The following is a 13,085-nucleotide window of genomic DNA, read 5'->3' on the forward strand; positions in this document are numbered from 1 at the left end:
ACCCCTCAACACTAAGGATAACGAATTGCGATTGGGTTTGTGTTCTTATGGGGGTGTTAAAGCACGGGGATTGAATATGGCTTTAAGCAAGTGAAGAATCAGTTAGGATGGGCGAATTTCCGCCTCACAGATTATCACAGTATCGAGCGGTGGTGGGAAATAGTTTTTAGTACTTATCTTTTGGTTAGTCTATATGCTTCGCAGTTTAAATTATCAATCGGCGACCCAGCAGCACGTACCAATTCGACTGAGAAAAACTCTCCTGCTTCGATTGGGATTACGGAAGAATTTAGTCAGCATGACTGGTGGGAGCTAGGAACAAATTGGAAGAGTGCTTTAAATAACTTAAGGTTGATTATTCAGCCTTATATTTTCTGGTGTTTAATTGAACCTTGGTGGAGAGTATTTCAGGTATCTGGACTCAAACGAGGATTTTTCAAGTTAATAGAAATCATGAATGATTTTCGAGCTTCTCCTATAAAGTTTGCTGTCGCAAGTTAGATTTCTCTTTTGATTTTACCCCACTAAAGTAACAAAAGAGGGTTACCGTCAAGTAAAGCACTGACTGACATATCGCCCAGGACATTAATTGCAGTTCGGCAGCGATCGAGGAACCAATCTACTGTAATTAAGATAGCAATGTATTCAGTCGGCAATCCCACCGAATTAAACACTAGTGTCATTGTGACTAAACCTGCTTCTGGGATACCTGCTGCACCTACCGAAGCAAAAACTGAAGTAATCACCACAATTAGCTGCTGTGGTAAAGATAACTGTAAATTCAGTACTTGAGCGATAAATAAGGCAGCCATTGCTTCGTACAAAGCTGTGCCATCATTGTTGAAGTTACTACCCACCAATGCCCCTAAAGAAGCAGAAGATTCTCTTAGACCTACTCGATCTACAAGCGCCCGAAATGTAATCGGCATCACTGCTGTAGAGGAAGCAGTAGAAAAGGCAGCAAACAGTGGATCTGATGCCCCTCTAAGAAAGCGTTGCGGCTTTATCCAAGAACCGAAACTTACGCGAGTTAGGTAAAAGCAAGCTTGTAGAATCAAAGCTACTAGTACGGCAACAATAAATACACCCAAAGTTTTAAATGGGGCAAAACCCTTAAGGGCAACAGTTTGGGCAACAATACCAAATACTGCTAACGGCACTAGTGTAATGACCCATTTGAGGATGCCAATTACTGCCTCAAATAAAGTTGTCACCCCTTGCTGAACTGCTAGATAATCTGTATTTCCCTCAGCCACCTGCTTTGACTTCAACCGCCGTAGGATGATGCCGAAAGCTAGGGCGACGACAATTAACTGAATGACATTGTTATCTATTAAGGGTTTAAGTACAGCATCAGGTACACTGTCTTGCAGTAGTCCCCATGGATCGATCGTCTTTTTGACTACTTCAGTATTTTGCGGCGCAGCAATCCGTTCCCACGCACCAGGACGCATTATGTTAGCGACTAACAAGCCAATGATAATCGCCATCAGTGTATTGGTTAACAGCAAAAATGCTAACTTCCGACCAGATCTTTCCGGTAGTTCGGTAGTCATGAAAGCGTGAACCACTGCTAGCAAAATCAACGGTGTTGCCAGGGCACGCAAAGCCTTAAAGTACGAGGGTACAAGGAATAGCTAAGCCTTTGCTAAACTCCGCAGCGCTGGGGCTTGGGTTACCACCACCTAGTAAAACTCCTAGCCCGATCGCTAAAATTAGGGCAATGACAATTTGTAGGTATAGTGGTATCCGCTCCCAAATAGGTTTAGAGCGGCTTTGTCTGGATACGCTCATACGCTTTCTTTCCGCTATTGCTTAAACGTGATACTTGACTAACACACAAGCGATGGAGAGAATTATTAGAGTTGTTGGGTTAAAAGCTAGAAAATGCCCGAAAGCCAAATTCAGCGAGCATTTGAATTCTCTTGATTGAAAATGCTTATAACTTAAGCAGGGCAAACGTTTGAGCGATTTTTTGTGTTATTTTCCAACAAGCCTATTCAAAATCAAGCGTTCAATTCAGAAAAACCGCCAATAAAAACTTTACAACTAGCATTGCTACTGCCCTTGCCAGCCGTATTACTAGCAATCTATTTAACCATTGTGGTTGTGCAGTTGTAAAAACTACTTGAGAACAAACACTCGTTCCCCACTAGAGCGATTTATACAGCAATTTTCTTTTCTATTTGCGGTCGTCTTCTGCTTGTTCCTGTTCCTTGGATTTTTGTCGCCGGCCAAACTGCCGATCGATGTTTGTTTTAAAGAGTTGCTCAATAGCATCAGTTACTCTATACTTAATGCGATAGAATATGCTACGGAACAAGCTGCCAAAGAATCTAGTAATTTCTTCCATGACTCCATACATCCAAATTGAGAAATTTTAATTCGAGATAAATCTGACACTAGCTCTATTTCAAATTGAATCGATACATTATTATTACACTCATTTTTACTACCCTCTAATAGCCTTAAGTCTATTATTTTCGGTTCCGTTGTCAGAAATGTTTGAAGTCATCAACTGCTGTAGAATAAGTAGCATTTTTATCAACGTTAATTACACGGCATGAGAGCGTCAACAATTACACCAACCAGACTTTGAGGCACACCATCTGATTTTGACCGAGTTGCAATTCATCTCCATGATTGAGGCGGTAGGGCACACCTTGCTTGAGCAGATTGCCATTGAGATAGGTGCCATTACGACTACTGTCAACAATCATGTAAGACTGTTGCGATTTATCCCAGTAAAGGCGGGCGTGGGAACGAGAAACTATTTCTTCATTAGGAATTCCGCTTAAATCAATTTCTGGAACCTTTCCACTGTCGCGATCGCGGCGACCAATAATCCCTGCTTCTCCACGTAAATAAAAATCCCCGCCACTGGAATGGCTTAGCCTCATCTGGGGACGGGAGGAATTCAAATTGGGTAGTTGTGGTAGGGGAAACTGCTCCCCAGACATTGAAGAATCTTGAGATTCATCCACTGTCCCTACGGGAGTACCACACATCGGACAGACTCTGGCTTCGTCAGGCGTGGGTCGATCAAAATGTTTGCAACTTGGTTCGGGGCAACGATTCGCCATAATACTAACTTTGGAGTAACGATTCGTCATAATTTAGCTAGCTAGGAATGCAGTAGGGACTCAGAAGGCTTATAGTCTCTAGGGATAGATTGGAGTGGCACGAGTCCGTTTTGCTGCAGGAGATACTGCCCGTCACGGGTTTTGAGTAGATCGGCAAACATCGGACCAGATTTAAAACCAGGAAGGCTATTATCGTTAGGATAAACAATTGCGAGAGGAAAACCTAAAGGATAAGTTCGATCGCGAAATGCGTCTATGTTGGGGGAAAATTCTGTCTTCCGACACCGGTCACTAGCCGGAGTAATAGGTATGAGCTTGCCCTCAGTCGTCCTTCGTAGTAAAGCTTGCACGGGTTGCTCTTTTCCTCGCGCTAAAGCTAGAGGATACACCTTACACTGATTCCAAGTTTGCACGAGTGTACCAAAACTAATCGCACCAGGTTCTAATTGCAAGAACTCAGTTGCTCTTATAGTCTCAGAGGTTGGGCGTTGTTCTACCTGTTCAAATTTGGCAATCAACTCTGGCCGATCGTTTAAAACTTTTTGTTCAAATATTTTTAAAGCTTCTAGTTCCACCGGTCGATAGGGTATAACTTTGAGATTAGGAAGATTAGGGTTAAGATCTTGCCAATTTTTCACCTGACCCGTAAAAATTTTCTGTACATCCTCGATACTAATTTTTCCCTCTAAAGCGGTGGGAAGATTTTGGGATTTATAAGTAGGTACAAATACAAGCAAACCGTCGAAAGCAATCGGTTTGTCGAGCGTGTCTGGCAGTTTATCTATTAAACTCGTGACAGCAAAGTTCGCTTGTTTGTTCTGCTCGATCGTTGTGCTGACTGGGAATTCGTGTTTTATATAATTAAACTCAGCAGCAATATCTGTGCGAGGGCGAGTCAAGATATCGTTGAGCGTGCGATCGCGCCTCAAAGGTGTTTTACCCAAAACAGTTGTCCAAGTACCATCTTCTTCTGCTGTATAGGGATAGCTACCAGGCGGCAGGATAGTGTTGACTTCTTTGAAGCTAGGAACCAAACGCCAAAACTCAGCAAACTCAGTCCCTTTTATCTGAGGGGGCTTTGGCAAAACTAGCCACAAAAGTCCTCCTAGTAAAAGCACTAGCAGTAACCCTACCAGCCAGAGCAACTGTCGCCGCCGTTTCTTTAAACGTTTACCTTTGTGCGTGCGTGGGGCTGTCACTGCAAGCTTGGCACTTGAAAGTTTTAACAATGCCTGACGTGCTACTTCTGCACTGGGAAAAGGAGTTTCCAGTCCTAACAAGTGGTAAAGGAATTCTCTTAAGGCTGGATCGGTGTTAGACCAAAGCTGTGTATCGTGAGGATCGGGAGGTTGTTCTGATGTTGACTCCATAGCTCGTCCCAATCCCAGATAGAAGGCAACATGACCCAAAGCTACTAGGTCTTGCGCTGGTTCTGGGGCGGCAAACGTGTTAGGGGGTGGGTCAAATAGCCGTTCCCAAGAAGCGAGGTCGCAGGTATAGATGTAGGAATTTCTAGTCAAGATTAAACTCTCTAAGTTGAGGTTGCCGTGAGCCATCCCCGTTCGCACTCGCCCAGACGGTAGCTGTAATTTCTGAGTGTGCAAAAAGTGTAAGGTTTGCAGGACTTGAGCGAGCCAGTCACGCACTCGCTCTGTTGGCATTTCTCCGTTTTGTTGTAAAACTTGACTTAAATTGGGAGCAATAGCTACGTCACCTAAAGTAATTAAGTAACAGCGATCGCTTTGGCGATCGGCAATAGCTTCCCAAGGCACAATTAAGCGAAAATCTGGTGATTGATTATCGATCGATCTCGTCCCTGCGATTTGCGTGAACGTGGCTTTTCGCTCCTGAGCTTCCTCGGCGTTAAAACAACGACTCGGCAGCAAATATTCTTTAATTACCACTGGGCTGCCATCACTCACTCGAACACCTTTGTACAAACGTCCCATTCCCTGCGATCGCACAAACTCCAGAACGCGATAGACACCGCGACTGCCGCGAATTTCTACTTGTTTTGATAAGGTGGCAGGAAAAGCGCAATGCGAACAGAAATTGGCGTTCGGCACATCCTGGGCTGTTTTTAAGGGGCGATCGCAACTCAAGGGTGCATTTTGCCAACAGTCATAGCTGCGAGAAAAAGGATCGGTAGTAGGCATGAGAGAAACAAACCTCAGAAACTAAATTGCAAATTGTGAATTGTTTACAGTTGTACTAGTCCCAGTTTTACAGCTTTACGAATCGCTAGAACGCGGCTGTTAACTAGCTTGTCGGTTTTAAATTTGTTTTCCTTTTCATTCCATTCGCGTGTGCGGACTTTTAATTTGTCATAAACGTGCTCTAAATTGAGTTTAACTGTGTGAGTTGTGATGAATAACTCTTTAGCAATCCCTTCATTAGATGCTCCCCACGCTACCCACTGCAAGACTTCTAATTCTCGATTCGACAGGTGAGGTATTTCGGCTGGAGTAGTGGAAATACGAGGGACAGCTTGAAGGCTCTGCACAAACGGTGTAGCTACATTTGGAGGCAAAAATACATTACCCTGTGACACAGTGGTAATAGCATCCTCCAGTTGCTGGGCTACCTGGGACTTGAATACATAGCCCTTCGCTCCAGCTAGCAAGGCGCGAGAAATCTCGCTACCCTCTTGATGAGCTGACAACACTAGTGGCTTAACTTTCTCGTGCCTTTCCTGCAACTGCTGCAATAGTGCTATCCCATCGCCGCCTTCTAGCTTCATGTCTAGTAGCATCAGATCGGGATGTCGCCGTGCTGTCAGAGATATGGCTGTTTTTACGCAGTTAGTTTCCCCAACTATAGTATAGCCTCCACCAAGTAGCGTTCGTAGCCCAGAGCGAAAGTGCGGATCGTCTTCAACTAGCAAAATTGATAAAGTTCTTGTTTGTTTTATTTGAGCCAACATAAAACTACCTCCAATAACTAAATTACGGACAAAAATACACAATGAATTTGAAATTTTTTAGACAATATTGACGCATTGAAAAGGCTGGGGGAGATTCTGCTAACCAACAGAGAATTTGTAATTGCAATTCAGCTAGTATGTCCGACCATAAAAATAGTGGAGTTTCTGCTTTCTCTAGCCTCGGTTTATGCGAACTAGAAAAGAGGTCTAGATAAACAATTCCCGCCAAAGAGATCGCAGATTGAGCAGTTAGTCGATCTATTATTAGTTGTAGAAAACGACTTAATTTTTTAGAGTTATCGTCAAGTTTTTTATCTGCCATAATTATTCCTCAGATATTACCTGATTTGAAGGATTAAATGAGAGAAAAAAGTCAACGAGATAAAGAAAATATTAAAGTCCTACCCGCTATTTTTTAGGAGTTTTTAAGTCTGGGTATGGAGGCGGTGGCGGCAAGGCAGGGGTGAAACTGGGCAGCGGTATTGGAGTTGGAACTGGGAGTGCAGGCTGAATTTGAACTAGAAATGCTTGTTTGACAGATTGTCCACGCTCGTTTGTGACGGTAAGGACAATTTGGGATAAATTTGTCGTAGCCTTCAGCGTACGAGAACCGCTAGCCGCAACGTCGCCAAACGGTTGTAACGTTACATTCACGTCATCACCCAAGGTTTGCCACTTCAAAGTAATAATCTGTTCCTCTGTTAAAAATATAGTAGGAGATTGCTGCGGAGTTTTGCTGTTGAGAGTAAAAGAGTTAATTTTCGGTGGTATAGCTAGGACTTGAATCTTAATAGCTTCTGAAAGTTGAGGTTGCTGGTAATTATTGGACTTAGGCTGCAATTGAAGCGTATATTTGCTCGGTGTAGTAGGGAGTATGACTGGTACATCGTTACAGCTCAATTCATCGTTGGGTAGCTGCGAACAACGTTGGCGCAGATTTTGAGGAATATTGCCATTAAAGTTAAAATTTGTAGAATTAATTGCAACACCATCGTCGCTCTTGCCAATCGCTATCAACTGAGTCATTTGACTAAAGTTTTTGACTTTCCAATTTAATAACACGCGATCGCCCTTCTGATACTGAGCTTTTTCTGGTGAAAAGCTGACAATTTGTGGCACGGGTTTCGGCTTAATCTCGACATCATTATTCAACCGTGTCTCGATCGTCTTGTTAGAATCCCGTGGCAAAAGTTGCAGGGTGAAGTTATATTTTCCTGGTAAGCGTGCCTGTGTGTCGACGTTACGACAATCTAAAATGCGGTTCTCAATTGTGCAGTTCTCTAATCCTTGGGGAATTCCTTGATTTAGATTAAAGAACTGGGGTTCGCTCGGTACTCCATCTTTAATTGTTTCCAGCGTAATTTGTTTGAACTGGTCGGGATTGTAAATTTTCAAGTTTAGGCGCACTATCCCGCCTTCAATATAAGTAGGTCTATCTGTAGTTAACTCCGGAGGAGGATCGAGCTTGAAAAATATTAGCCAGACTGTAAATCCTAGACCAGAAACTAAACCTAAGCAACTTAAGAGAATTAGCAGAAACTGCCACCAAGGTCTGGCCTCCCATAAGAGCTTCCCTTGGGGTAGCCTTTCTGATATGGGCAAGCCCTCTAAGTCTTGAAGTTGTACTTGAAACGGAATCTGTAGCCCAGAGCCAAACCAAGGTCGTCGCCACCAGCGAGTTGGTTGGACTTTAATATCAACATCTATCTGCGAACCAATCAGTAGTTGCACAGGAGAGGGTTCGCAGGTGTAACGACAAAATTCATCCTCATTCTGACTTTTGGCACCGATCTTCAACTCGCGCAATAGGTTCCCTTGGTTCGTCAGATGCAACTGATAGTGACCCGATTGGTGGCTAATATTGCCCAAGATCGTTTTTAGCTCCGCGTTTAGCGAGTATACAGCTGGTACGAGCAAATATACTAAATCAAGCAAGATCAAATCGGGACTATTAGCCGAGATCAACTGCACTGTTGGCGAGTAATGCCCTGCTGGCATATCCTCTGGCAAAAGCAGTTCAAAGGCAATTTCTCCCTGCTGGTCTGGGTTCAGCTCTAATCCATCTGCTGCTGATATTAGCCCAGTGCCTTGGAATTGATTTGGCTCGTACTTGACAGTAAACCAGTCTTCGTCTAGCTCGAAACACTTTAAATGAAATCGATCGACGCGATCGGAACGATTTTTAACTGTCAGGCGTAGCTGTGATAGTTGCCCTGGCTGCACTTGTAACGGGCGATCGGGATTGGTGGCAGGGGTAAGAGTGAAGGTAGGATCGTGGAATCGGGTGACCGTTCGGTCTTTAATTAAAACTTTTAGCCTACGCGGGTACTGAATCCGAGTCTCTTCAGAACAGTAGTCTTGGAAATTTACTACTAAGGTATAGTCATATGTTCCTGGAAGAGCCTCAAAGGGAATCTGAAACTGAAAAGTGACTTCGCCACATTGCTGCGGATCGAGCGCCAGTCGTGCTTGTGTACTCTGACACCACTGACTGAGGGTTTGAGAAACTCGATCTAAAAAGATATCGATCGTCGCTGCTCGATCGGCTTGATTTATAATAGTGGCATTGAGGCTTAACGTTTCTCCAGGAAACCCTTCTTGAAGCTCAACCGGCGGATTGAGAATGACCTCTAAGGGAGTTTGAGTACTAAACATATCAGACACCTCCTTTACCGTTGTTCGAGTGTGTGGAGTCGGACTTTAAAATCTTCCGCACCGCTGCATATTAATATTCTCTGGTTGTCGGCAATTAGATCGATAGACGTGATTTTAGTATCAGGGATGGTAGTGACGACTTTTGGAGCGTGATTTTTATCGTTAATTTTCCAGGCAACGATTCTTCCGTCATCCCCAGCACTTACTAACTGCCGACCGTCTGGAGTGAACTTGATGTTTCTAATAGCTTGTTTTTGTGGGGATGCAAGCCACTGCTCGGAAATTTCGCACTTCATCTGTGGCAGTTGAGATCCAGAATTTTCGGGATAATAGGATTTTATCCTCTGGCATTTCTGTAGGTTCCAGAGAGTAATAAAGCCATCTGAATCAGCAGTCGCTAGCGAAGGAGAGTTTGGGGCAAACTCAATACTCAAGAAATAGTCTTGATCGGTCTGATTTCCAAACTCAAACTTATTAGATGAAAGTGAGATTTGGGTGGGAACAGGGCTTTCAGGTGTACTCAAGTCCCAGTAAATTAGGCTTTTGTAGCTTCCTGCACCGATCAGTACTTTTTCGTCTTTGCTTAAAGCAATCGCCCAGACTGGAAACTTGAAGCGATCGGGAAACCGCTGTGGGTTAGTGCTAGATTGACCGCCGCTAGTAGGAGAAATTTGCCACTTTCGTATAAGACCGCTACCATAACTGCTGTACAAAGAGCGAGAATTTTCAGCGAATGCCAAAGATAGAACGCGATCGTTTGTTTTATCTTCGCCATCTTTCAAGCTATATAGCTTTCGTCGCGAATTCACGTCCCAAGCCTGAAGCTCGCCATTCTCTAAACCAGCAAAAACCAGATCGTTGTTTTTTGGAATCAATTCCAACACCCTCACAGCTTGTCCAAGTACTGCTAGTAATCCCTTGGGAGATTTAAGAGATTGAGGTTTGCTATTCTTGCAACCCGTATTTAAAGATCCCTCAGTTAACGTACCGTTGGGACTAAGCATTTCCGGCTTGGTAAAGTTCCAACTTGGTTCCCTCGTCCAGCTGCGAATTGTACAGTCATCAGCACCACTCAAGACAAGGGTAGAAAGACCACTCGTACCGCTAAAGCGGACGGCGTTGACTGTATCGAAGTGCGAGATTGCTCCAGGATTTAAGACTACAGCTAACAAAGCTGATAGTAGAGCTAGCAAGACGAGAAGCAACCACGTTGGTACTATAGGAAGTACTCTCAATATCAGGAATTGAGTTGCTGGTTCTGTGCTGCCTAGTCGTCGATCGGATAACCGAGCTTTGGCTTCGAGCTGCAAGTTTTTAACCCGACCAATCCAAGGTCGCTTGACTTGAACGCTTAAGCTTATTAATGTCTCTTTTCCCAAAGATAGATTTGCAGTCTCAGGATCGACTTGAATCTGGCAGGATTGACAATCTTTCCCCCGCATTTCAATTGCGACCTGCTGCAAGAGGTTGCTGGCATTGTAAAAGTGTAGTTGGAATACCGCAATATTAGATAACCAGTTTAGTAAGTGGCTACTCTTTGCTGGTAGCCGTTGCTGTGAAGGCTGTACCTCAAATTGCACAAATCCTACTGGTAAGACTTCTAGGATACCTGTGGCACTCGCTGTCGCTCCTTGTGTATCTGTGGCAACAATTGTAAATGGATAGTCGTTACTAAGGACTTGACTAGCTCCAGGCGGACAACATTGAAATGTTACTTTTGTTGACTGACCTGCTTCAAGCCGCAAGCGTCTTTCACCAGTGCCAATCAGCCATGTGAGATCTATATCCTTCAAGTACAGAGCAATTTCAGCCGAGCGCAATCCTAAGTTTTGCACTTCTATGGGAATATCAATGGTATTGCGAGGATAAACTTGCAGTCGTTGTGTAGGTAAAGACACGCTCAACAAAGATGCTTCCTCTGCTGGCTCTACGGTAAGATGTAGCACCAATCTGCGCTCGGTTGCCAGTTGTGGGGAAGAAATTATGATTGTTATATTGATATCGCCAATAAAATTTGGTATCGGAGAGTCGAGAATTTCTACTTGAAACTGGGTGCGATCGCCTGGTGGCTTGGCAGCTGAAACTTCGGGGGACAGACGATACCAGTTAAATTCTCGATCGCCTGTTGCAGCTAAGATTTGTAGCTCAAAAGCTGCAAAGCGATCGCTACGATTGATCGCCATAACTCCAAAAGTAACTGGATTTCCTGGTCGGAAAGTAAGGCTTTGCGTTGTCAGTTTGGCATCGATAACATGATTGATCATGGTGGAGGGTTGGGTTACAAAAACTGGCTCTGTGGCACACATGCAACATTTCGCAGACCACTCGCCCGACTCGTTGGCTAATGGTGTTGTTGAATCATTCAATGTAGCTGGTTTTATCTATCTCCTTAACCCCCAGCGGGAAAGGGCGCAGGCTCTTGAATAACTTGCGAATCAGCTTTCCAAAAATTGGGATAATATATCTTATAGGGCGCGATACACTGCGGACAACGAGCATTCTAGTCCTCTAGTTCCCGAAGCGAGAACGATTACCGATTTAAACACCTACAATTTCACAAGTGGCTTCATCAATAGTGAGCCAAATCCGCTATTAGTTCGCTTTGCTGCCCACAAATGACCACCAGAGCTTCACACTGAATTCCTAGCTTTCCCATTTTTTTGGCTGACTTTAATCTGTTTGGGCAGTAAGTAACATTCAACGCCGCTGGCCGGAAAGAAGATGCTCGCTAGAAGAGTTTGCCTCTTGTCCCAGTTCGCCAGTCAAGCGGGCAGTAAATGAGTCAAATGAGTCGACAATAGTAACTGCGAGTGGTGTGGTTAATGCCTGTAAGGCAGGTATAGTGTAATTAGAGAAGCAATGAACAAATAGCGTTAGACAAAGATAATATGCAATGTTTGCTGTGTAGTCGCTTTTCATACTTAATTCCTTGTTTGTGGATGTTAGACAATCGGCATCAAGACAATCAGTCTTTCTATTTGAGGTGGGCGAATTGAGCTTGCTTTATAGCTCAACTATTCATCCCTCCATATATGTATCGGGCGTGGGTAGAGAAATTTCGCACTTGATTTAAGACAGGAGTTACGCAGTTGAGAAAAAGCAGTAGGTGCGATAGAAAGAAAGGATGAACCCACCGAAAGCCAACGAGTACGATTACATCAACTTTTTGATTGCGACGCAGAAAGCGTATAGTTGCACGGAAGCAGAGCGCGTTCAACCGGACTCAGCTAATTTGCCTGCTCATGATGCTATCACCCGATTGCTGCATCGGATGGAACCGTCGTCCGAAGCACTGTGGCAGGTATTGTCAACTTAAGGAAACAGGTGCAAAATTAAGCACTTTTGCCCGTAGAAAGTAGCGATCCATGAGATTATGCAGCAGGTTTTAGCCCAGCAACTTCTCGCTAATCAACAAAATCGTTGGCGCAGTTGTTGGCGATAGCGTTGTGCGGTGAGGTGATGTTGTTTCGGATGAAAGTGGTCTCGAATCGGTCCAAATGCACATAGAAATCGTTGTGCTTGCCCTGGGGATTTGAATCGCCGCATCCGTCGCTCCTAAGTACAGGACAAAAATTGTAAAACATTGAGAAATTCAGCGTTTTTTTGCTCCAAGTTTAGGACAATTGCCCGCAAGTGGTCGAAGCCGTAGCGAAACAGACTCTTAGCTTTACGTCCGTGCTTTTTGATTTTGAGCGGTTTGATTTGGTGCAACCACTGCCCTGTAAGGAATGCCCAGCATAACGCTAGTGTCAATAGAGCTAGGAGTTTGCTCAAGCGTTCTGAATCAGTGAAATGGGTTGATTCTAGACAAAAGCCCCGCGTTTTGAATGTGCCAAATAAAGTTTCGATGAACCAACCACAATACCACCATAAATATCTGGATTGGAATTTTGATGTGGCATAAGTTGTAGCCCTGGAGATTTAGTGTATTTATAAAGTTGTGGCTGAATTGAGGTGGGTAGACATAGCAGGCATTTGATTAAGCCATTTTTGACGAGTAGCATGACCAAGGGGTAGCAGGCGACGTTGGCGCAGACGCTCAAGTTCAGCAGCATCAGCCCAAATAATCCAGTTTCGAGGTGGTTGCTCCTGCTGTCTTGCCTTGACCCAACCACGTTTGACCCAGTTGTAAAGCGTAATATTGGGCATTCCAATCGTGCCAGCCAAATCTGGTAACCACCATTCTGCTTCCCCAAGGTCATCTCGGTGAATAGAACAAGAATGCTCCTGAGATAAACCCAAACGTCGTTTTAGTTCGCAAACACCCTGACGATTAAAGGTGGCACGGCGTTTTGGAGGATGATAGCCTTCTGAGTTCAAGCATTGAGCAATTTCTTCAGGGCTTAATCGAATGGCACTAAGAAAAGCTGAAATACTTGTGATTTAAGCAGTTTGTAATTGTTCGTGTAATTCGTGCCTTGATT

At 44.1% G+C, this 13,085-nt stretch carries 10 protein-coding genes and 4 pseudogenes; 2 read left to right on the forward strand and 12 right to left on the reverse strand.

What is annotated here, in order from left to right; genetic code table 11:
- The first annotated feature begins 90 nt into the window (after positions 1-90).
- Positions 91-501 (forward strand): hypothetical protein, encoded by a 411-nt coding sequence (locus tag DSM107010_RS43530; protein WP_106169247.1) that lies wholly within the window; start codon positions 91-93, stop codon positions 499-501.
- A 23-nt stretch (positions 502-524) separates the two neighbouring features.
- Here the strand turns inward: DSM107010_RS43530 and DSM107010_RS33920 are convergent.
- The 9 genes and pseudogenes from DSM107010_RS33920 to DSM107010_RS40965 all read right to left on the reverse strand — a co-directional run bounded on the left by DSM107010_RS33920 (position 525) and on the right by DSM107010_RS40965 (position 11,580).
- Positions 525-1,794: pseudogene (locus DSM107010_RS33920) on the reverse strand (dicarboxylate/amino acid:cation symporter).
- A 388-nt stretch (positions 1,795-2,182) separates the two neighbouring features.
- Positions 2,183-2,353 carry a hypothetical protein gene (locus DSM107010_RS39010; protein WP_158631938.1) on the reverse strand — a complete coding sequence of 57 codons (171 nt, stop codon included), beginning with the start codon at positions 2,351-2,353 and terminating at the stop codon, positions 2,183-2,185.
- A gap of 226 nt (positions 2,354-2,579) precedes the next feature.
- Positions 2,580-3,113, reverse strand: coding sequence for an FHA domain-containing protein (locus DSM107010_RS33925; RefSeq protein ID WP_199755955.1), 534 nt, complete (start codon positions 3,111-3,113; stop codon positions 2,580-2,582).
- A gap of 11 nt (positions 3,114-3,124) precedes the next feature.
- Entirely contained in the window at positions 3,125-5,239 is a 2,115-nt protein-coding gene (locus tag DSM107010_RS33930) for a substrate-binding domain-containing protein (protein ID WP_106169250.1), read from the reverse strand.
- 44 nt (positions 5,240-5,283) lie between these two features.
- On the reverse strand, positions 5,284-6,006 hold the full coding sequence (locus DSM107010_RS33935; protein WP_106169251.1) for a response regulator: 723 nt from the start codon (positions 6,004-6,006) through the stop codon (positions 5,284-5,286).
- Between the two features lie 22 nt (positions 6,007-6,028).
- Positions 6,029-6,328 (reverse strand): hypothetical protein, encoded by a 300-nt coding sequence (locus tag DSM107010_RS33940; RefSeq protein ID WP_106169252.1) that lies wholly within the window; start codon positions 6,326-6,328, stop codon positions 6,029-6,031.
- Between the two features lie 86 nt (positions 6,329-6,414).
- Complete coding sequence (locus DSM107010_RS33945; RefSeq protein WP_127025089.1) at positions 6,415-8,661, reverse strand: COG1470 family protein; 2,247 nt, start codon at positions 8,659-8,661, stop codon at positions 6,415-6,417.
- 14 nt (positions 8,662-8,675) lie between these two features.
- A complete protein-coding gene (locus DSM107010_RS33950; RefSeq protein WP_158631939.1) occupies positions 8,676-10,925 on the reverse strand; it encodes a WD40 repeat domain-containing protein in 2,250 nt (749 codons plus the stop codon).
- A gap of 433 nt (positions 10,926-11,358) precedes the next feature.
- Positions 11,359-11,580, reverse strand: coding sequence for a hypothetical protein (locus DSM107010_RS40965; protein WP_127025094.1), 222 nt, complete (start codon positions 11,578-11,580; stop codon positions 11,359-11,361).
- Positions 11,581-11,785: 205 nt separating this feature from the next.
- On the opposite strand from DSM107010_RS40965, the pseudogene DSM107010_RS33960 reads away from it, so the two are divergent.
- A pseudogene (locus DSM107010_RS33960) lies at positions 11,786-11,962 on the forward strand (IS701 family transposase); the annotation flags it as partial.
- Between the two features lie 107 nt (positions 11,963-12,069).
- Here DSM107010_RS33960 and DSM107010_RS33965 read toward each other — a convergent pair.
- From DSM107010_RS33965 to DSM107010_RS33975, 3 genes and pseudogenes are all read right to left on the reverse strand, one after another.
- A pseudogene (locus tag DSM107010_RS33965) lies at positions 12,070-12,216 on the reverse strand (IS6 family transposase); the annotation flags it as partial.
- Positions 12,217-12,516 (reverse strand): annotated as a pseudogene (locus tag DSM107010_RS33970) (IS4 family transposase); the annotation flags it as partial.
- 75 nt (positions 12,517-12,591) lie between these two features.
- On the reverse strand, positions 12,592-12,981 hold the full coding sequence (locus DSM107010_RS33975; protein WP_127025097.1) for a hypothetical protein: 390 nt from the start codon (positions 12,979-12,981) through the stop codon (positions 12,592-12,594).
- Positions 12,982-13,085 lie beyond the last annotated feature (104 nt).

It is taken from the genome of Chroococcidiopsis cubana SAG 39.79 (assembly GCF_003991895.1).
Taxonomy (GTDB): domain Bacteria; phylum Cyanobacteriota; class Cyanobacteriia; order Cyanobacteriales; family Chroococcidiopsidaceae; genus Chroococcidiopsis; species Chroococcidiopsis thermalis.